Source organism: Mucilaginibacter sp. (assembly GCF_041660805.1).
In the GTDB taxonomy this organism is placed as follows: domain Bacteria; phylum Bacteroidota; class Bacteroidia; order Sphingobacteriales; family Sphingobacteriaceae; genus Mucilaginibacter.
In genome coordinates this window covers 549,188-570,343 of the sequence record NZ_JBAZVP010000001.1, presented here as the reverse complement: position 1 = coordinate 570,343, position 21,156 = coordinate 549,188, and the positions used below count along the sequence as shown (strand labels likewise).

Below are 21,156 nucleotides of genomic sequence, written 5' to 3'. Positions count from 1 at the left end.
AATGAATGAGAATCTTGATCCCGATCGTGAGAACCTATCCCCTGCCGAACGCGATATAGAAAAAGTATTACGCCCGCAGGTATTTGAAGATTTTACCGGTCAGCATAAAATATTAGCCAACCTTAGGGTTTTTGTACAGGCTGCCCGCCAACGCGGCGAGGCGCTTGACCATGTGTTGCTGCATGGCCCTCCGGGTTTAGGGAAAACCACCCTCTCTCATATCATAGCTAATGAAATGGGGGCCGGTATCAAGATAACATCAGGACCGGTGCTGGACAAGCCCGGCGATTTAGCCGGACTATTAACTAACCTGGAAACCGGGGATATACTTTTTATTGATGAGATACACCGCTTAAGTCCGCTGGTTGAAGAGTACCTGTACTCTGCAATGGAAGATTTTAAAATAGATATTATGCTTGAAAGCGGGCCTAACGCGCGGTCAGTACAAATCTCTTTAAACCCCTTTACCCTTGTTGGTGCTACTACACGATCGGGCTTATTAACTGCCCCCCTGCGTGCCCGTTTTGGAATTAATAGCCGGCTGGAATATTATGATGCCAAACTGTTAACCACTATTGTATTGCGTTCTGCGGCTATATTGCGTACACCTATTAGTGATGAAGGAGCATATGAAATTGCCCGCCGCAGCCGTGGCACCCCGCGAATTGCCAATGCCTTATTACGCCGTACCCGCGATTTTGCACAAATAAAAGGCGATGGGAATATTGATACCGCCATTGCCAAATATGCTTTGAATGCATTGAATGTTGACGAGCATGGCCTGGATGAAATGGATAACAAGATATTGGCTACAATTATTGATAAGTTTAAAGGCGGCCCTGTAGGGTTAAAAACAATTGCAACCGCGGTTGGCGAAGAAGAAGGAACTATTGAAGAAGTTTACGAACCTTTTTTGATCCAGGAAGGTTTTTTGATGCGTACAGCCCGTGGTCGTGAGGCTACAGAAAGTGCTTATAAGCATTTGGGGAAGATAAAGTTGGGCGGAAACCCTTCATTATTTTAAAAAGATAAGTTTCTTTTTAAAATTTTAAAATAGTTAATTTATTATAAATCAGGATATTATAAATGTGTTAATTTTACACAACACGAAATTTTTTTAACAATAGAGAATTATTGGTTGCAGTTTTTGTAATTTTTTCATTACTTGGCACTACCAAATACTACCTATGTCTAATCTGGCTTTACCTTGCGAAAAAGAGTTACTCTTGCAGGTGGCAAGTGGCGATGAGCATGCCTTTAGCGAGCTTTTCAATACATACCATCAGCATTTGGGTACACATATTTATCGCATAACAGATTCGGTCGAACTCGCTGAAGAGGTAGTACAAGATGCTTTCCTGAAAATTTGGCTTAACCGTAAGGCCCTTACCTCGGTTAAAAATTTTAAAGCATACCTGTTTGTCATCTCAAAAAACCATGCTTTAAACTGCTTACGCAAATTAGCAAAAGAACGCATCGCCCAAAAAAGTATTGAGGACAACGAAGTTGCTTTAGAAACTGCCAATATTATTGATAACAACGATTATTACAACTTGCTTGATAAGGCTATTGACCACCTGCCCCCACAACAACAAAAGGTTTATCTGTTAAGCAGGCATGATCGTTTAAAATATGATGAGATAGCCAACAAAATGGGGTTATCGCGTGAAACTGTAAAGAAATATTTGCAGGTTGCTACCCTCTCTATCACCAATTTTTTACAGTCAAACAGTAATGTTATGCCCTTGATTTTGCTGTCGATATTATTTTTTTAAAAAATTTCAAAAGCAATACCCCCTTTTTCATCTTATCTGGTGTCATACAATAAAGGTTCCCCAACCTTTCACTACCAATTATTGAAAAAGATATAAAATGAATACATCCAGGTCAAGGTTATCGTACCTTTTTAATTGTTATTATAACAAAATGGCTACTCCGCAGGAGAGAGACGAGTTGTTTGCTATAATAACAGCCGGCAAAAAGGATCAGGAACTTTCCGATCTTATCCGAACGGCCTGGAATGATCTGCATTTGGATGCACCCCTGTTTAACTCCACTAAAACCGAACTGATATTAAAAAACATTTTAGCTTCGGGTAATGCACAAGAACCAACAGAACCGAAAAAACCTAATTATAATTTATTATTATGGGCTAAATTTTCGGCTGCAGCGGTAGGGTTATTGTTTCTAAGCTTTGGCTTTTATAGCTATTTACATAAGGATAAGCCTGTTGTTAAAAAATCAATCGCTAAAATCAATCCTCCGCAGCATGATGCGCTACCTGGTGGTAGCAAGGCTGTTTTAACACTGGCAAACGGCAAAACTATCATATTAGACAATGCTCAAAATGGTACACTTGCTAAACAGGGAAATACCGTTGTAAACAAAACTGCCGATGGTAAGCTGGTTTACAACCTATCAAACATGGCTGATGATAATGCGGCCCCTTCCATTAATACTATAAACACCCCACGAGGCGGGGAATACCAGGTTATACTGCCCGATGGCACCAAAGTATGGCTAAACGCAGCATCATCCATACGCTTCCCTACCCGCTTTACAGGCAACACACGGGATGTTGAGATAACAGGAGAAGCATACTTTGAAGTAACCAAAAATAAGTTGATGCCTTTTAGAGTAAAAACAGACCGCGCAGATATTGAAGTGTTAGGTACGCATTTTAATGTGATGGCTTACGGAGACGAAAGACTGATGAAAACCACCCTGCTTGAGGGTGCTGTTAATATAAAAAGTGGTTCGTTAACCTATAAATTAAAACCGGGCCAGCAAGCACAGATAAATGCAACCGGCAACACAAAAGTAACATCAGATATTGATGTAGACGATGAAGTAGCCTGGAAAAATGGCATTTTTCAATTCAGAGACGCGGGTATTGATGTGATACTACGCCAGGCAGCACGCTGGTATGATGTAAATATAACCTATAAAGGGAAATTACCGCTAAGAGAATTTACAGGCAGGCTTTCGCGCAACGTGAAAGCATCCGAACTACTTAAAATGATTCAATACACAGGTATTGCTGTGCATATAGAAGGCAAAAACATTATTGTGGATTAACCAATTAAGCACATTCAACAACTATATATATCTAATTATTCACCTAAAAAAAACACGTTATGACGGAAGAAATACATCAGACAAGTTAGCTCTATTGGCAAGCCTTGTTGTGTTGTACTTAAAACATACATGCACATTAGCATATAAATAAAAAACCGGGAAGTGTTTCGACCCACTTTCCCGGCTATATATCTGGGCTTCCCAACGATTACAATTGACGAATTGAAACTTAATGTTTAACCCAAACTCAACAAACTTATGAATTTTAATTCTAAGGCCGTGCCTGTGGTGTGGTCTAAACTTTCCAAAATTATTTTGGTTATGAAACTTACTGCTATTTTAATAATTGCAGCACTCACCAATGTTAGCGCAAAAAGCTACAGCCAGATCGTATCCCTTCGGCAGAAGAACATATCTGTTGAAAAAATACTGAGACTGATAGAGAAACAAACTAATTATCATTTCATGTATGATAAGCAAGATGTTTCAAGAGCAAGCGCTATAAATATTGATGTAACAAATGTCCCGCTTACCGAAGCTTTAGACAAAGCTTTTAAGGATCAGCCACTTACCTACAAAATTTTCCAGGAAACAATTGTAGTAAAAAGAAAGGATGATCCTAACGCATCAAACGCCGCTGTCGCTATAGACGTGCAGGGAACGGTAGCCGATGCCAAGGGCCCGCTACCGGGCGTGAATGTTAAATTGAAAGGTACCACAATAGGCATCACTACTGATGTTAATGGTAAATACAAATTATCAGTCCCTGATGGTAACGGCACATTGGTATTTAGCTTTATTGGCTATACTACACAAGAAATTGCAATTGCTAACCGTGCAACAATTGATGTTGTAATGGCCGAGGTGCCTAAAGCGTTAAGCGAGGTGGTTGTTGTAGGTTACGGTACCCAAAAACGGGTTGACTTAACCGGATCTGTGGGTAGTGTTAGTGCAAAAACATTGCAAGAGCGCCCGCAAACCAATCTTGAACAAGAATTAGCCGGTAAAATTGCAGGTGTAAACGTATCTGTAAACTCGGGTGAGCCGGGTGGTGATACTAAGATACGTATACGTGGTTACAGCTCTATCAACACCTCGACAGACCCATTATATGTGGTAGATGGTATTGTATGGAGCCAGGGCGGAAATTCCATTAACCCAAATGATGTGGCCAGTATTGATGTGCTTAAAGATGCATCATCAACAGCAATATATGGTACCCGTGGTGCAAATGGTGTTATCCTGATCACCACTAAACGTGGCGCAAAAAACAGGCCAAGTACCGTTAGCTACGATGCGTATGTGGGTATGAACAAGATGGCTAAGGAAATACCTGTGCTTAATTCAAAGCAGTTTATGGCTATTGAAGACCAGGCTTATGCCAACATTCAAAAATACGATCCCGTAGGATGGGCAGCAGGTAACTACGCCAGTAGGAACCCGGTATTGCAAAGAACAGCATTAATAGGAAAGCTTTTTGACAGCAACTTAAACCCGTTATATGATGTTGACTGGCAAAAAGAAACTACACGTACCTCATACAGTCAAAACCATAACCTTAGCGTTACCGGTGGCTCTGAAAATATAAACTATGGTTTATTTTTAAACTATTCTGACGATGAAGGTATTATTTTAAACAGTAGTTTAAAACGTTATAACGCTCGTTTAACAATTGATGACCAGGTAAAACCCTGGTTAAAAATTGGTACCACTTTAAACTATAACACACAAGACCAACAATTGGGCAGCTATGGTACCGGTGGTAACAATATCCCACGTACCATGATAGAAATGCCTTCGTTTATCCCGGTTAGATATCCTGATGGCAGCTATGGTAAAAGAACAGATTACCCTAACTTAGAAGGTGGTGACAACCCTGTAGCACAGACCTTAGAAATCCAGCGTTTAGCCAGGCTTCGTGTATTTAGCGGTAATGGTTACGCAAATATTAACCTGTTTAAAGATTTACAATTCAAGAGTGTATTAGGCGTTACTACAGCTGCCAATTATTACCCAAGTGCGCAAAGTGGCCTTGTTGGCGGCCCAACTGCCGATCAATCTTACAGCTCTGCCTCTATCAACGAAAACAATAATACATTTTGGCAATGGCAGGCATATTTTACCTATAACCATACATTCAATAAATTACATACCTTAAACGTTGTAGCAGGTACGGAGCGCCAGAATTTTCAACAATTAAGTGTAGGCGCATCAACCCGTAATCTGTCTGATAATTTTTATCAGTACTATAATTTAGGTGCAGGCTCAATACCTGGTTTGCCATCATCAGGCTATTCCGCATGGCAAATGCAATCCTATTATGGTAGAGTGAACTATAACTACAATGATAGGTACCTGTTAACGGTAACCGGCCGTACAGACGGTTCATCTCGTTTTGGCCAGAATGTTAAATACGGTTTCTTCCCATCGGCTGCATTTGCCTGGAGGGTATCACAGGAAGATTTCCTTAAAGACAACAAAACCATTTCTGACCTGAAATTCAGGTTAAGCTATGGTCTTACAGGTAACTCCGAAATTGGGCAATACCGTTCCCTTGCAAACATCAATACCACCAATTATGTGTTTAACGGCACACAGGCTATCGGCACCAACCAAACCAGTATTGGTAATGAAGATCTGCAATGGGAAAAAACAGCTGAGTATGATATTGGTGTATCATTCGGCTTATTTAATAACCGTATAACTTTAGAGGCCGACGCCTATTTAAAGAAAACAAAGGCCCTTTTATTGAATGCACCACTGCCGGAAACAAGCGGATTTACAAGTGTATTTAAAAACATAGGCCAGTTGCAAAACAAAGGTTTAGAGCTTACCCTGAATACGGTAAACGTTAAAACCGATAACTTCACCTGGAATTCATCTTTCAATATTTCTTTCTTAAACAATAAGATATTGTCACTGGGTGAATCAAATGATGATATCTTCCTTGATCCAACTTTCCTGTCTCAGTTTAACTTAATGCGTGTTGGCTTACCTGCTGGCAGTTTTTACGGATATAAAGTTTTAGGTACATGGGGTACATCTGAAGCCGCTACTGCAGCTACATATGGCTTGCTTCCGGGCGATCTGAAAATCCAGGATACCAACAACGATGGAAGGGTTTCTGCTGATGACAAAGTAATATTAGGAAGGTCTATACCTAAAGGCTATGGTACATTTAGCAACAATGTAGCTTACAAAAACTTTGATCTTGGTGTTGAATTGCAGTTTAACTATGGCAACCAGATAATGAACTTAACGCAGCACTCTGCGCAAGATCGTATCGGGCAGGCAAATAGCTATGCTACAGTATTAAACGCATGGACCCCAACTAATCAAAATACAAACATTGCAGAAAGCAGGCCAGCTTATGTACGTTACCAAACCGAGATCTATTCTACAAAGGTTGAAAGCGGTAATTTTATAAGGGGCCGTTCGGTAACATTGGGTTATAATTTTTCAGACAACTTTTTGAAAAAGATCAAATTAACCAGGTTAAGACTGTATGCACAAGCGCAGAACCTATTTTTAATAACCAAATACTCTGGTTATGATCCTGAGGTTTCAACGTATAATGGTAACGTAGCCTTTAATCAGGGCCCACCAAGCAACTTTACCCAAAACATACAGTTTTTTGATTATCCAAAACCAAGAACCTTCTTACTTGGATTAAATGCAAGTTTTTAATTAATGTTAAACATAAATATATTATGAAATTTAACTTAAAGCAATTAGGGATCGGTTTAATACTTATCCTTACCATGACTTTTAGCAGCTGTAAAAAATATCTGGACGAAAAGAACAAGAGCGATTTCGTAAAAACCGGCTATTTTCAGAATGCTTCACAGGCGCGTACATTCGTTAATGGTATTTATACCTCTTTATACTTTTTTCAAAATGGCGATGCTTATGGCGAAAGTCCTTTTATTACTATTGAACTTTTTGCCGGCCATGCTACTTCACTGGGGCAAAGTGTTAATAATGGCAATGTTATTAACCAGCGTACAGATGCGGTTAACCCGGGATTTGAAACTGTATGGCGCGGTAGTTATAACGCCATAGCGCAAACAAACTTAGCGTTAGAGCAAATTCCGACTGTTTCCATGACCGATGCTGATCGTAACAAACTATTAGGCGAGGTTTATTTCCTGAGGGCGTTCTTTTATTATCACCTGGTTAGGTTATATGGTGATGTGCCATTGATCACTAAACCTGTAAGTGTTAACGATCCTGATCTTTATCCATCACGTAACCCCGTAGCTTCTATTTATGATTTGATTATTGCAGACCTTACAGCAGCGCAGGCCTCCGGTTTACCAGCTACAGACCAAACAGGCAAAGTTTCTTTAGGTGCGGTTAATACACTTTTAGCAAGTGTTTACTTAACTACTGCTGGTTTCCCGCTCAACAAAACAGAGAATTATGCTAAGGCCGCAGCTACTGCAGAACTGGTATTGCCTTCATACACTTTGTTTGATAATTATGCTTTTTTACATGACAACGCACACAAAAATCAAGGCGAACTGATTTTCCAGTCCCAATACCTGGTTGGTGTACGTGACAATGCAATTCCGCAGCTTACCGTACCATTTAACTTACCTGTGGGTGCCTACGGCGACCACTTAGGTGCAATGATGCCTACAAACCAGTTTGTTGCCAGCTATGAAACCGGTGACTTGCGCACACAAGAGCGCCAGTTTTACTTTTCCAGCTATCCGCAATTTGGCGACCCAAGCAAAACAGTTATTTTTGGTTCACACGCTTTATATAAGTACTTCCATGTGGAAAGTGCCACCGGCAATGGTATAAGCGATGAGAACTGGACATTTTTGAGGCTGCCGGAAGCTATGCTGATTTATGCAGAAGCAACCAACGAAGTAAATGGACCTACCCCTCAGGCGTACCAACAAGTAAACTTTATCAGAACAAGGGCAAAATTGCCGGCTCTTAGCGGTTTAACTAAAGACCAGTTCAGAGAAGCAATCTGGAAAGAGCGGTATCATGAACTTGCTTACGAGGATAAAGCTTATTTTGATATACAGCGTACGCACAAAATTTACAATGTTATAAATAATACTTTTGGCGATGCTACATCAACCCCTAACGAGCAGGGTGTTACCATGAAGGCTCAATATTACTTGTGGCCTATACCGCAACGTGAAATTAATACCAACAAAAACCTCACCCAAAATACGGGTTGGTAACAAAATCAATATAAAAGACTGGCAATACACGCCAGTCTTTTATATTTACGGTCGATTTATAATCATTTTATAAATCAAACTACAGCATCTTAATTCTATGAAAAAAAGTTTCCTTATTTTATCTGCTATATTATTCACCGCTCAAACATTTGCACAACAAGTTACAAAAGTGACTGATCCGGTTGAATGGATAAACCCGTTAATGGGTACCCAATCAAAGTACGACCTTAGTAACGGTAACACCTACCCTGCCATTGCCTTGCCATGGGGTATGAACTTTTGGACACCACAAACCGGTAAAATGGGCGACGGCTGGCAATATACTTATGATGCTTATAAAATAAACGGCTTTAAGCAAACGCACCAGCCATCGCCATGGATGAATGATTATGGGCAATTTGCTATTATGCCTGTTACCGGCAAACTAAAAGTATCGCAAAAAGGGCGCGAAAGCTGGTTCTCACACAAAGCCGAGGTTGCCAAACCATATTATTACAGCGTTTATCTGGCAGATCATGATATTACTACCGAGATCACTCCTACTGAACGCAGCGCCCAATTCAGATTTACTTACCCAAAAACCGATAGCTCATTTATTGTGATTGATGCTTTTGACAAGGGTTCATATATCAAAGTTATCCCGGGCGAAAGAAAGATAATTGGTTACTCTACCAAATATGCACGCGGGCCGCTTAAAAACTTCAAGAACTTTTTTGTGATATATGTAGATAAACCTATCGCTACATCACAAACTTATAACGATACCACGCTAACCGACGGGCAAGAACTCACCGCGAAACACGTAATGGCCGTTATTGGCTTTAAAACTGCTAAAGGCGAAAAAGTTAACCTGCGTGTAGCATCGTCATTTATCAGCATTGAGCAAGCCGAAATTAACCTCAAAAGAGAGGTTGGTACCGATAGTTTTGATATCACTAAACAAAAAGCAAAAGCTACATGGAACAAAACCCTAAGCCGCCTGTCGGTTGAAGGTGGTTCGGTTGACCAGGTACGTACGTTTTACTCCTGCCTGTACCGCATGCTATTTTTCCCTAACAAAATGTACGAGATAGATGCCAAAGGCGATATTATGCATTGGAGTGCGCAAAATGGGAAAGTTATGCCGGGTTATAAATTTGCGGGTACTGGCTTTTGGGATACCTTCAGGGCATTATATCCGTTCCTGAACCTGGTATATCCATCCATAAACAAAGAAATGCAGATGGGCCTTGTTAATGATTATAAAGAAGGCGGATGGTTACCTGAATGGAGCAGCCCCGGCTATTCTGATGTAATGGTGGGCAATAACTCGGCATCTGTAGTGTCTGATGCCTATTTAAAAGGCGGCCGTGGTTATGAGATAAATACACTTTACGATGCTTTAATACACGGCGCTAATAATGACGGCCCGGCAGCAACAGGTCGTGATGGGGTGCAATACTATAACGAATTGGGATATGTGCCCTATGATGTTAAAATAAACGAAAATGCTGCCCGTACCCTGGAGTATGCTTATGACGATTTTACTATTTACAAACTGGGTAAGGCATTAGGCCGCCCTGCTTCTGAGACTGATCTGTACAAAAAACGCAGCATGAATTATAAGAACCTGTTTGATCCTTCAACAGGCTGGATGCGTGGTAAAAACAAAGACGGTAAGTTCCAAAGTCCGTTTAGCCCGTTCAAATGGGGTGGCGCCTTTACAGAGGGCAATAGCCTGCACTATACCTGGAGCGTTTTTCATGACATACAAGGATTGATAGATTTGATGGGCGGCAAGAAAAAATTCGTTTCAAAACTTGATTCGATATGGACACTTCCACCAATATTTGATGACAGTTACTATGGCGAAGTAATCCACGAGATCCGTGAAATGCAGATAGCCGGTATGGGCCAGTATGCACATGGTAATCAGCCTATTCAGCATATGACCTATCTTTACAACTACGCGGGTGAGCCCTGGAAAACACAGCTGCACGTACGCGAGGTAATGGACAAACTTTACAAAGCAACACCTGATGGTTATTGCGGTGATGAAGATAATGGACAAACATCTGCCTGGTATGTATTTTCGGCTATGGGTTTTTACCCGGTATGCCCTGCTACCGACCAGTATGTTTTAGGCACGCCTTTGTTTAAAAAGGTGACTCTTAATTTAGAGAATGGCAAAACGGTTGTTATAAACGCGGCTAATAACAGCTCTGTAAATAAATATGTTAACCTGCTGAATGTTAACGGGAAACCGTATGATTATACCTGGTTAAGTCACAAAGCTTTAATGCAGGGTGGTGTTATTAATTTTAACATGTCGGCAACTCCAAATAAAACAAGGGGTACAAAACCTGCAGACGTACCTTATTCGTTATCGACCGAAAAGTAATAGTATGATGAAATATTTAAGAGTTTTACTGTGCCTGATAATGGTGTCGGTGTCATTCAAATCGGTTGTTTATTCGCAAACTACACCTGCAAAAAAAGATACAACGGCAAAGGAGAATGAGCTAAAGTCGGCATCGCGTAAACCGCAGATGCTCAGCCATCTAAAATATGGTATTGCCGGCTTATCTCATGATCACGTTCATCTTATCCTCAACCAATACAGGCAGGGGCTTGTAAATATTGTTGGTATCGCTGAAGCTGATAAAAATTTGCGCGCCAAATTTCAGCAACAATATCAGCTGCCGGATTCTATTATGTTTGATGACCTGAAAAAAATGGCCATAGCAAAAAAGCCCGACGCTGTTTTAGGATATAACCCGGTTGCCAAACATATTGATGTAGTTGAAATATGCGCCCCTTTGGGGATATCTGTAATGGTTGAAAAACCGCTGGCAGCTACCCTTGCGCAAGCTAAGCGTATGGAGTTTTTGGCCCTTAAATATTACATTAAATTATTAACCAATTACGAAACCACCTGGTACCCGTCTTACCAACATGTATATAACATGGCGGCTCATGACAGCTTGGGAACGATCCGGAAAATTATTGTCCATGATGGCCATCAGGGGCCTAAAGAGATCAATTGCAGTAAAGAATTTGTAAGCTGGCTTACAGACCCGGAGCTAAACGGTGGCGGTGCCCTTATTGACTTTGGCTGCTATGGTGCCGATTTGATGACCTGGTTAATGGAAGGCCAGAAACCTATAGCGGTAACTGCGGTTGCCCGCCACTTTAAATTACAAGCCTACCCTAAAGTGGAGGATGATGTGACCGTTGTAGTGGAATATCCTACCGCAACAGGCATTATTGAAGCATCATGGAACTGGCCTTTCTCCATAAAAGACCTGGAGGTTTTTGGCGATGATGGATACATGCATGCGCTTGATAATAAGAACATTGTGTCGCGTTTAAATCAAAATGCCTCTACTGTTAAAGTAGCCGATAATATTATCCCCCCTATGGATAATCCTATCAGTTACCTGCAGGTGGTATTGCAAAACAGGCTGGTTGGTTTAACAGACCGCTCATCATTAAAATACAATATGGTAGTAATGCAGATACTTGACGCCGCCAAAAGGTCCATTGCCGAAGGTAAACGTATAGTACTTTAATTATAAGTGTAATTATTTATCCACGCTTTGATATATCCTTGCATAATTATTTATTTTAGCGCATTCATTTCTAATTAACAAAAACTATCTCATTTGAATATGTTAAAGCAATTTTTTGCCGTTTCGTTATTTGGTATTGTGGGCATCATTTCATGCCAAAGCAAACCATCATCAGATAAAAGCACTACCGATAAACCCGCTGCGGTTTCAGAATCGCCCGTAGCCAGAATTGCCAACCCTCCTATTAACAAAGCTGCTATTATGGCCCGTAAACAGGTGCCTGTAGTTTGCTACCATCAAATACGCGATTGGAAAGCAACTGATTCTAAAGGTGCTAAGGATTACATTGTACAAATAGCCGCTTTTAAAGAGCACATGAAAATGCTGGCCGATAGCGGTTATCATACTATCCTGCCAGATCAGTTATACAATTATTTAACAACAGGCGCGCCACTGCCAAAAAAACCCATCATGCTTACGTTTGATGACACTGATATTGACCAGTTTACCATAGCCGCGCCTGAAATGAAGAAATACGGGTTTAAAGGTGTTTTCTTTGTAATGACCGTATCAATAGGCCGTCCGCATTACATGACGGCCGAGATGGTTAAAAAACTATCTGATGATGGCAACGTAATTGGCAGCCATACATGGGACCATCACAGGGTAGATAAATTCTCACATAATTCTACTTTAAAGATTATAGGTAAGAACGGAAAAATAACCGAAAGGCCTGTGGACGATTGGGTTACCCAAATAGATAAACCAACCAAAAAACTGGAAGAAATTACCGGAAAAAAGATAGATTACTTTGCTTACCCTTTTGGTATATGGAAAAAACCTGTTTTACCCGAAATACAAAATAAAGGCTTTAAAATTGCTTTTCAGCTTGCTGATAAACGCGACCCCGACTACCCTTTAATGACTGTACGCCGCATATTGGATAGTGGTTACTGGAGCACCAAAACATTTGGCAATAGCGTTCGTAACAGTTTCTAATACAAGAAATTAAACATAACAAACCCCCTTTTGAATATTCAAAAGGGGGTTTGTTATATGCATCAAATAAGTATATTTATCCATGATTTTTAACTTCCATTCTGCTTTGTTAGCTACAGTTATATTGGGTTTGTTGTCAAGTTGTACTAATAATAAAATTGATACTAAACTTGATCCAACCATTGCAGCCAGGCAAGTCATAAATGAACACTTCCAGTTACTTAACTCACACGACCTCAAAGGGTTAGTAGCCCAGTACGAGACCAAAGCGCGCATTACCACAAGTGATTGGGATGGCGTATCCTTTGGGCCACAGGGTGCCGACCAGTTGTTTCATCAGTTATTTTATATATCGCCTGATGCTAAGTATCTGGTTGATAATATGATAGCCAACGATTCGACAGTGGTGGTAGAGTACGATGTGGTAGGTTTAAAGGAAAAATATAACAGCCCCATCCGTTACGATCTGAGGTATTGCAGCGTTTACAAGATCCATAATAATAAAATAAGCAGCGAGGCCACCTACTCAAACTCCAGGTTGTATCATAATAAATAGTAGGATTTACCTCTAAAAATCTCTAATTATCTCTAATTCTCCCTGCTTTTTTTAGATAAGCGCTTCCTAATTTTATAAAACACAAAGCCCTGTTTTTGGAAAGGGCTTTTGCATTTTATAAGTTTTCGCCGGCCGGGCCCTGCCCTTTATTTGAAGAACTCTGGTCTGTCGGATTTTCTAATTCTCCATTATCATTTTCAGGGGTAACGGTTGGAATTTTTTTAGCGAGGTCTTTGTCGTCTGTATTCTTTTTTAATGTGTCATTACCTGCATTTGCAACATTCCCTTTAATATCATGATTTTTTCCCTGGTCATTGGCCCGGTCAAATCCGTCAAGTGTATTTTCCATGGTATTTATAATTTATATTGAGTGTATGTATTAGTCTTTTTCGGTTACCCATTTTACAGCCTCATCTAACTGGTCAAGCGGAAAGCCCTTTGATTTCCCGGGGATAAAAAACCGGAAAACATCAGAGAACCATTCAACTCCCCTCTGATCGCTTACTACTGCAATTTTGTTCCATTTAGTAAAGTTTTTTAACCCCAATTTTAAATCGCCCCACCAGGCCCCGGCGCTAAAATTCTTCACATTAGTTTCTAAAACCAACAGGTAGTTTATCTCTCCCTCCCGTTTTACCAGGTCATCAATCCGGGGTATTAAAACAGTGTCAATATCCTCTTTGATAACCTCTCCTGTAGCATGTATGCCAACTACGTGTGGTTCTAAATCTTTTATAAATTTTAGCATAAACTAAGTTTCTATTACTATTACTATATAAAAAATCATACCAGTTTTTCTTAAACGAAATATTTTTACATATAACATAACCAAACCTTCGGTTTTTCCCTGCTTAAAAAAACCTTTTGCATATTGTATCTTTGTACAAAATGCAGCAAAACAAGTGGGCATATTCGCAAATGATAAAAACCGAGGCCAAAAACCTGGGCTTTTTGTTTTGCGGAATTTCTAAAGCTGAGTTTTTAGAAGAAGAGGCTCCACGGCTTGAAACGTGGTTAAAAAAGGGCATGCAGGGCGAAATGCAGTACATGGAAAACTACTTTGATAAACGCCTGGACCCCCGCCTTTTGGTTGATGGCGCAAAGTCGGTTATATCATTAGGGTTAAACTACTACGCCGATACTATCCAGTCCGACCCATCGGCACCCAAGATATCCAAGTACGCATACGGCGCTGATTACCACTCCGTTATTAAAGACAAGCTCAAGCAACTATTACAGATCATTAATGAAAAAATTGGTGAAGTTGGCGGCAGGGCTTTTGTAGATTCCGCACCTGTGCTGGATAAAGCCTGGGCCAAAAAAGCGGGCTTAGGCTGGATAGGAAAAAACTCCAACCTCATCAGCAAAAAAACAGGCTCGTTCTTTTTTTTAGCAGAGCTGATTGTTGATATTGAACTGGAATACGATATTGAACCCACAGCCGACCATTGCGGCGATTGTACCCGCTGCATTGATGCCTGCCCTACCGATGCCATTGTTGGCCCTTACGTGGTTGATGGCAGCCGCTGTATCTCTTACCTCACTATAGAGCTTAAGAACGAGATCCCGCAGGAATTTAAAGGCAAAATGGATAACTGGATGTTTGGCTGCGATATATGCCAGGATGTTTGCCCCTGGAACCGCTTCTCTGTTCTGCATACCGAACCGGCGTTTCAGCCGCATACCCAACTGCACGGAATGAACAGGCAGGATTGGGAAGATATTACTACAGATGTATTCCAAAAAGTATTTAAAAACTCCGCGGTAAAACGCACCAAGTTTGAGGGGTTAAAGAGGAATATTGAGTTTTTGCGAAATTGTGATTAGGGATTGATTACGGCATGTCATTGCTGTAAAGGTTTAGTAATCGGGTCATGCTGAGCTTGTCGAAGCATTGCGGGGTGGGCTTTTGCGCACGTCCTTCGACAAGCTCAGGATGACCCGGCATATGTCATTTATCCTTCAGAGGCCAAACGGATTTTAAAACTCGCATGACGCGCAGGGTGGACGGCTGCGGAAACAATACCGTTTTTGCGAGCGATAGCGAAGCAATCCCCGACATGTCTGTCGCCTACTTTTCTATCGGGAAATTGCTTCGTTCCTCGCAATGACGCGTAGGGAAGTAACAATGCATAGGCGCAAATTTGAAGAGCGCTGGCCCGACGAAAAACCGGGGCCGATGGGTAAAGGCTTTGTGCGGGGAAGGATTTTTTCGTCTTGATTTTTTGTTACTTTTTCATCAAGGAAAAAGTAATAGCCGTCCGCGGCAATGAGCGGACTGAAGTTCATTAAAGCACAGCACTAACCTATCGGGAGATTGCTTCGTTCCTCGCAATTACTAGAAGGGTGGAAATAAGCGAAGCAATCTCAAACAGGACTGTCGTCTACTTTTCTATCGGGAGATTGCTTCGTACCTCGCAATGACGCACAAGGGTGTATATTGCTCACAAGGTCGCCTACTTTTCTATCGGGGATTATTAATGATTTTGATCTTTCTTTATGGAATTAATGAGCTCCCTACGGTCGGTTGTCTTCGTTCCTCGCAATGACGCGTGGAAAGGGGAAAAAACCTTAGCGTCTTGGCGTCTTTGCGAGAACACAATTTACAACCCCTTACCAAATTTCATGGCCAGTTGTTTAAGCATATCATCGTCAACCGGTTTGGCTGGCTCATCTTTCTTTTTAAACGGCTGATTATTGTTTATCTGCGGTGTGCTTTTAGGGCTGTTATTTTGGAAAGCCGGTTTAGCAGGCTCTTGTCTGGGCGTATTAGCAGGTGCGGCTGCCGGTTGTGCAGGTTTAGCCTGTTGCCTTTCGGCTACTTTTTTGGCATTCCAGCGTTTGTAAATTTCTTCCAGCTTGCGTTTTGTATACAACGGGAAATCGCCCTGCATCATCCATGAATAATAGCTGGGCTCGGCATTCAACACATCCTCAACTCTTTTGCCTTTGTGCTTGCCAAAGTTTATCAGCTCCTCTCCCTCTTCGTTGTACACCATGCGGCCGGCAAAATCAACCGGGCGGCTCAGGTTAGTAAACTTGTGCAATGCCTCAACATCGCCCACAACAGGTACGCTTCTGTTGCCCTTTTTATCCTCCCACTCCATGTTCTCGTACTTCTCTATCTGTGCAAGCAGCACTTCCATGGTAGCACGGGTATCAGCCTCGGCCGAGTGGGCGTTGATGATCTGTTTATCGCAATAAAACTGGTATGCGGCTTTTAAAGTGCGCTGCTCCATTTGGTGAAAAATGTTCTGTACATCTACAAAATGGCGGTTCTCCAAATCAAAGGCCACACCTGCACGTAAAAACTCTTCCATCAGCATCGGGATATCAAACTTGTTAGAGTTATATCCGGCTAAATCGCTGTCGCCAATAAATTCAGCTATAGCCTGTCCCAGTTCCTTAAAACGTTTCTCATCCTTAATATCCTCATCATAAATGCCATGCACTAATGATGATTCCAGCGGAATGGGAATACCCGGGTGAACACGCCAGGTTGCCACTTCCTCGCTCCCATCAGGATGAAGTTTAATGACAGATATTTCACATATACGATCGGCGCCAATGTTTGTACCGGTTGTTTCAAGGTCAAAAAAGGCAAGAGGCCGCTTTAATTTTAATTTCATTTTTACAGATCAGGAGTACAATTGGCAAAGGTCTAAAAAATAATCGGAAGAATACTTTTTCATTAAAAATACGGGTAAAATTTATTAAATTCATAGCTACCTAATAATGCACAATAAACATGATTAAACCTTTACTTAATTTATTGATCCTTACCCTTCTTAGTACAATTGCATCAGCGCAGAATTTCCCTTTTGGTAGTTACAGCCAAAAAGAAATAGACATGAAAAGATATGAGGCCGATACCAGTGCCCATGCTGTGGTGTTAAATGAGTACGGTACTTCAATGTTAAATGTAATGGGCGATGATAACATTAAAATAATGTTTGAATACCATGTAAGGATTAAAATACTTGATGCAAAAGGCTTTGATAAGGGCACAGTACAAATTCCTTTTTATAGTGCCGGGAGCGATACCTGGGAAGATCTTGACAATATTAAAGGAGTAACCATTTACAAGGATGACAACGGTAACATACAAACTGCCGAGCTTGACCCATCAAAAATTGTATCAGTAAAAGAGAACAAATACTGGAGTTATAAAAAGTTTGCCATGCCCAACCTGCGCAACGGGGCAATTATTGATTATAGTTACCGCCTTACAACTCCTTTTTGGGATAAGTTTCAGCCGTGGCACTTTCAGGATGATATCCCTAAAGTAACATCAATGTATGAAGTGCATATTCCTGCATTTTGGAGTTATAATGTGCTGATGAGAGGTGCACTTAAACTTACTAAAAACACATCAGAACTGGAGAAAGCCTGCTTTAGCAGTCACGGTGCAACTTGTGATTGCTCGCATTTTGTGTATAGTATAGATAATATACCTGCGTTTGTTGAAGAGGATTATATGACATCGCCAAAAAACTTTATGTCTGCCATATATTTTAACCTTACAGATTATACAAATCTTACTACAGGCGCTAAAATAAAGGTAACCCAGGAATGGAAGGATATAGATTATAACTTAAAACGCGCAGATTTTTTTGGTTCGCAACTAAGGCGAAAGGACCTGCTTAAACAATATATTACACCTGTAATAGCAGGCCAAACAACAGAACTGGCAAAGGCAAAAGCCATATACGCTTATATTCAAAAAACCATTAAATGGAATGGTTTCAACTCGCGGGGCAGCGATGATGGGATCCGCAAGGCGCTTGATAACCACACCGGCAATGCAGCCGATGTTAACCTTACTTTGGTGACCGCCCTAAATTCGGCGGGGATTAATGCCGAAGCGGTTTTACTGTCAACCCGTACCAATGGTATTGTAAACAAGCTTTACCCGGTTGCAAATGAGTTTAATTACGTAATAGCCCGTACAACTATTGGCACCACCACTTACCTGCTTGATGCCACCGACCCCGTATTATCATTTGGGATGCTGCCGGTAAAATGCCTGAATGACCAGGGAAGGGTAATGAGCCTTGATAAGCCATCTTACTGGATTGACCTTACCACAAAAGACAAAAAGACGAGCACCAGCTCGTTAGATCTTACCCTGCAAAACGATGGCAAGTTAAAAGGGACTATCACCACCTACTCCAGTGGTTACCAGGGATATGAGAAACGCAAGGCCATCAAAAAATTCAATACTATTGATGAATATGTAGAGAATTTGGATGAGCGGCTGGGGAAAATTAAGATCCTCAACTCGGAGATCCTCAATTTAGATAGCCTTGACCTGCCGTTGAGCGAAAAATACGAGGTTGAAATAAATGCATTTGATAACCTTAACCATACCCGCCTGGCTTTCAATCCGTTCATTTTCGACAGGCTGACCACCAATCCATTTAAACTGCTTGATCGCACTTATCCGGTAGACTGGGGGATGCCATCAGACAATCGTTTTGTGCTAACCATGCGCCTGCCCGAAGGCTATACGGTGGAAAGCGCCCCGCAAGGCATGGCCATTGGTCTGCCTAATCAGGGAGGTAAATTCCTTACTAACTTTGAGGGAGAAGGCGGTTACTTCACTTTCTCAAACATAACGCAGTTCAGTAAATCAGTTTACGCGCCTGAGGAATATCCTTATTTAAAAGAATTGTATAACAAAATCATATCAGCAGAAAAAGCAGAAATTGTGTTTAAGAAAAAGTAATGAGAGCTATTTGTACCACTTTTTGTTTGCTGATGCTAATAACATTTGCAAATGCGCAGGCAGATTATAATGTAAACCTGATACCTAAAGATCTGCTGCCCTATGCCAGCGCGGTTATCAGGAACAAGGATGTAACCACTGAGGTGAAAGATGCCGATAATACCATTTATCATATTAAAACAGCGATAACCGTACTCAATAAAAACGGAGACGACATCGCCCGCATTGTATTATGGCATAATCGCAGTAACGTTATCAGGTATGTTAAAGGCACCATATATAATGAGTTTGGCCAACCAACCGGTAAATTTGCCGAAAAGGATTTTGCCGATGTGAACGCGGCGAGCGATATGTCGTTATTTGAAGACTCGCGCGTAAAGCATTACATCCCATCAACCGGCTCATACCCTTATACTATTGAGTACGAATACGAGAAACGCTCTAAACAGTCGCTTATTTTTAACGACTGGCAGCCAAATGAAGAGGAGGGACTGGCGGTTGAAAGAAGCTCGTTTACGTTTATCTGCAAGCCCGATTTTAAGATCAGGTACAAAGAGGTGAACCTGCCGCCAAATGTTTTTAAAGATGCGGTAACAAACGCGGCGGGCTTAAAAACTTACACATGGCAGGTAAAAAATTTAAAAGCAATTAAAGAAGAACCTTATAGCCCTAACCGCGATAAATTTTTATGCATAGTGAAGATAGCGCCCGAAAACTTTAAGTACGAGGGCATAAGCGGCACATTTACCAACTGGAAAGAACTGGGTAAATGGAGGTATGATAAACTATTAGCTAACCGCCAAACACTGCCACCTGCAACTGTACAGCAGGTAAATACCATAACCAATGGCATTACCGATCCTAAACTGAAAGCTAAAAAGATATACGAGTTCATGCAAAATAAAACCCGGTATATTAGTGTACAGATAGGCATTGGCGGTTATCAGCCCTTTTTAGCATCAGAAGTAGACAGGCTAAACTATGGCGATTGCAAAGCTTTGGTGAACTATACACAGGCATTGCTAAAGGCTGCCAATATTGATTCGTGGTATTGCGTAGTTGAGTCAGGAGCCCGAAAGGTAAGCCTGCTTGATGATTTTGCCAGTATGAACCAGGGGGACCATATTATACTTTGCCTTCCTTTTAAAAACGACACTACTTTTTTGGAATGTACCAGCCAGAAGATCCCCTTTGGTTTTTTAGGTGACTTTACAGATGACCGCACTGTTTTAGCCTGCACACCGGATGGCGGAAAGCTAATGCATACGCCAAAATACACCGCTCAAATTAATACACAGGTGCGCAAGGCGGGCTTTACTATTGATAATAATGGCGTTGTTACCGGAGATGTAACTACTATTTTTAAAGGCACCCAGTATGATAACCATGAAGATTTGCTTGACGAGCCCGCAGTTGAGCAGATCAAGATCCTGCAAAAAAGATATAATGCCATCAACAACCTTGATATTGAAAAGTGTAACTATAAGCAGGATAAAAATGAGCTGCCCGCGGCAACAGAAACTATAAAATTAAGCGCCCGTGATTTTGCTACTGCCGAAAATGGCAAGCTGTACTTTTCGCTCAATCCGCTTAACCGCACCATCAGGACACTGCGCGATGTACGTAACCGCACTAACCCGGTTTATATTAACAGCGGCTATACCGACGAAGATGAGATAACCTATACCCTGCCGGCAGGTTACCATAGTGATCTTAACCCTTTAAATGTATCTGTTGAAAAACCTTTTGGTACGTTTAAGGCAACAATGGTTTTAAATGGCGACAAACTGATATTTAAGCGTACCCTGCAGGTTATTGACGGCACTTATAGTAAAGATACTTATCATGACCTGGTTGAGTTTTACCAGACAGTGGTTGATGCCGACAATTATAATGTAACGCTGGTAAAAAATTGATCAGCTAAAAATGATGATACCTAATATGATACCAATGATCATGATGAGGTAAAGCATAATTTCTGTACCGGCATAGCGCTTGTATTTAGTCCAGAAAGAATAGTCTTGCTTTTGTTTTGACATG

Annotated in this window: 16 protein-coding genes; 12 read left to right on the top strand and 4 right to left on the bottom strand. The window is 41.1% G+C overall.

Going from position 1 to position 21,156, the window contains the following annotated elements; translation table 11 throughout:
• Position 1: 1 nt before the first annotated feature.
• From ruvB to WC743_RS02535, 9 genes are all read left to right on the top strand, one after another.
• Positions 2–1,024: a Holliday junction branch migration DNA helicase RuvB gene (gene ruvB / locus WC743_RS02575; protein ID WP_373010188.1), complete on the top strand. Its 1,023-nt coding sequence runs from the start codon at positions 2–4 to the stop codon at positions 1,022–1,024.
• 163 nt (positions 1,025–1,187) lie between these two features.
• Positions 1,188–1,775 (top strand): RNA polymerase sigma factor, encoded by a 588-nt coding sequence (locus tag WC743_RS02570; RefSeq protein ID WP_373010187.1) that lies wholly within the window; start codon positions 1,188–1,190, stop codon positions 1,773–1,775.
• 151 nt (positions 1,776–1,926) lie between these two features.
• Positions 1,927–3,078 (top strand): FecR family protein, encoded by a 1,152-nt coding sequence (locus WC743_RS02565; RefSeq protein WP_373010185.1) that lies wholly within the window; start codon positions 1,927–1,929, stop codon positions 3,076–3,078.
• Positions 3,079–3,336: 258 nt separating this feature from the next.
• Entirely contained in the window at positions 3,337–6,765 is a 3,429-nt protein-coding gene (locus WC743_RS02560) for a TonB-dependent receptor (RefSeq protein ID WP_373010184.1), read from the top strand.
• Between the two features lie 23 nt (positions 6,766–6,788).
• On the top strand, positions 6,789–8,282 hold the full coding sequence (locus WC743_RS02555) for a RagB/SusD family nutrient uptake outer membrane protein (RefSeq protein ID WP_373010183.1): 1,494 nt from the start codon (positions 6,789–6,791) through the stop codon (positions 8,280–8,282).
• A 97-nt stretch (positions 8,283–8,379) separates the two neighbouring features.
• A complete protein-coding gene (locus WC743_RS02550; protein ID WP_373010182.1) occupies positions 8,380–10,662 on the top strand; it encodes a GH92 family glycosyl hydrolase in 2,283 nt (760 codons plus the stop codon).
• A 4-nt stretch (positions 10,663–10,666) separates the two neighbouring features.
• A complete protein-coding gene (locus WC743_RS02545) occupies positions 10,667–11,833 on the top strand; it encodes a Gfo/Idh/MocA family protein (protein ID WP_373010180.1) in 1,167 nt (388 codons plus the stop codon).
• A gap of 99 nt (positions 11,834–11,932) precedes the next feature.
• The gene (locus tag WC743_RS02540; RefSeq protein ID WP_373010179.1) at positions 11,933–12,832 is read left to right on the top strand and encodes a polysaccharide deacetylase family protein; all 900 of its coding nucleotides are present in this window, start codon (positions 11,933–11,935) and stop codon (positions 12,830–12,832) included.
• 82 nt (positions 12,833–12,914) lie between these two features.
• Positions 12,915–13,388 (top strand): nuclear transport factor 2 family protein, encoded by a 474-nt coding sequence (locus WC743_RS02535; RefSeq protein WP_373010178.1) that lies wholly within the window; start codon positions 12,915–12,917, stop codon positions 13,386–13,388.
• 115 nt (positions 13,389–13,503) lie between these two features.
• Here the strand turns inward: WC743_RS02535 and WC743_RS02530 are convergent, their stop codons facing one another.
• Positions 13,504–13,737, bottom strand: a complete 234-nt coding sequence (locus WC743_RS02530; protein WP_373010177.1) for a hypothetical protein — start codon at positions 13,735–13,737, stop codon at positions 13,504–13,506.
• Positions 13,738–13,767: 30 nt separating this feature from the next.
• A complete protein-coding gene (locus WC743_RS02525; protein WP_373010176.1) occupies positions 13,768–14,136 on the bottom strand; it encodes an STAS/SEC14 domain-containing protein in 369 nt (122 codons plus the stop codon).
• 140 nt (positions 14,137–14,276) lie between these two features.
• On the opposite strand from WC743_RS02525, the gene queG reads away from it, so the two are divergent.
• Complete coding sequence (queG, locus tag WC743_RS02520; RefSeq protein ID WP_373010175.1) at positions 14,277–15,215, top strand: tRNA epoxyqueuosine(34) reductase QueG; 939 nt, start codon at positions 14,277–14,279, stop codon at positions 15,213–15,215.
• A gap of 776 nt (positions 15,216–15,991) precedes the next feature.
• On the opposite strand, the gene WC743_RS02515 is transcribed toward queG, so the two are convergent.
• Positions 15,992–17,017, bottom strand: a complete 1,026-nt coding sequence (locus tag WC743_RS02515; RefSeq protein ID WP_373010174.1) for an exonuclease domain-containing protein — start codon at positions 17,015–17,017, stop codon at positions 15,992–15,994.
• A gap of 119 nt (positions 17,018–17,136) precedes the next feature.
• Between WC743_RS02515 and WC743_RS02510 the strand changes: the two genes are divergently transcribed.
• The gene (locus WC743_RS02510; RefSeq protein WP_373010173.1) at positions 17,137–19,116 is read left to right on the top strand and encodes a DUF3857 domain-containing protein; all 1,980 of its coding nucleotides are present in this window, start codon (positions 17,137–17,139) and stop codon (positions 19,114–19,116) included.
• Positions 19,117–19,148: 32 nt separating this feature from the next.
• Positions 19,149–21,032 (top strand): DUF3857 domain-containing protein, encoded by a 1,884-nt coding sequence (locus tag WC743_RS02505; RefSeq protein ID WP_373010172.1) that lies wholly within the window; start codon positions 19,149–19,151, stop codon positions 21,030–21,032.
• On the opposite strand, the gene WC743_RS02500 is transcribed toward WC743_RS02505, so the two are convergent.
• Entirely contained in the window at positions 21,033–21,155 is a 123-nt protein-coding gene (locus tag WC743_RS02500) for a hypothetical protein (RefSeq protein WP_373010170.1), read from the bottom strand.
• Position 21,156 lies beyond the last annotated feature (1 nt).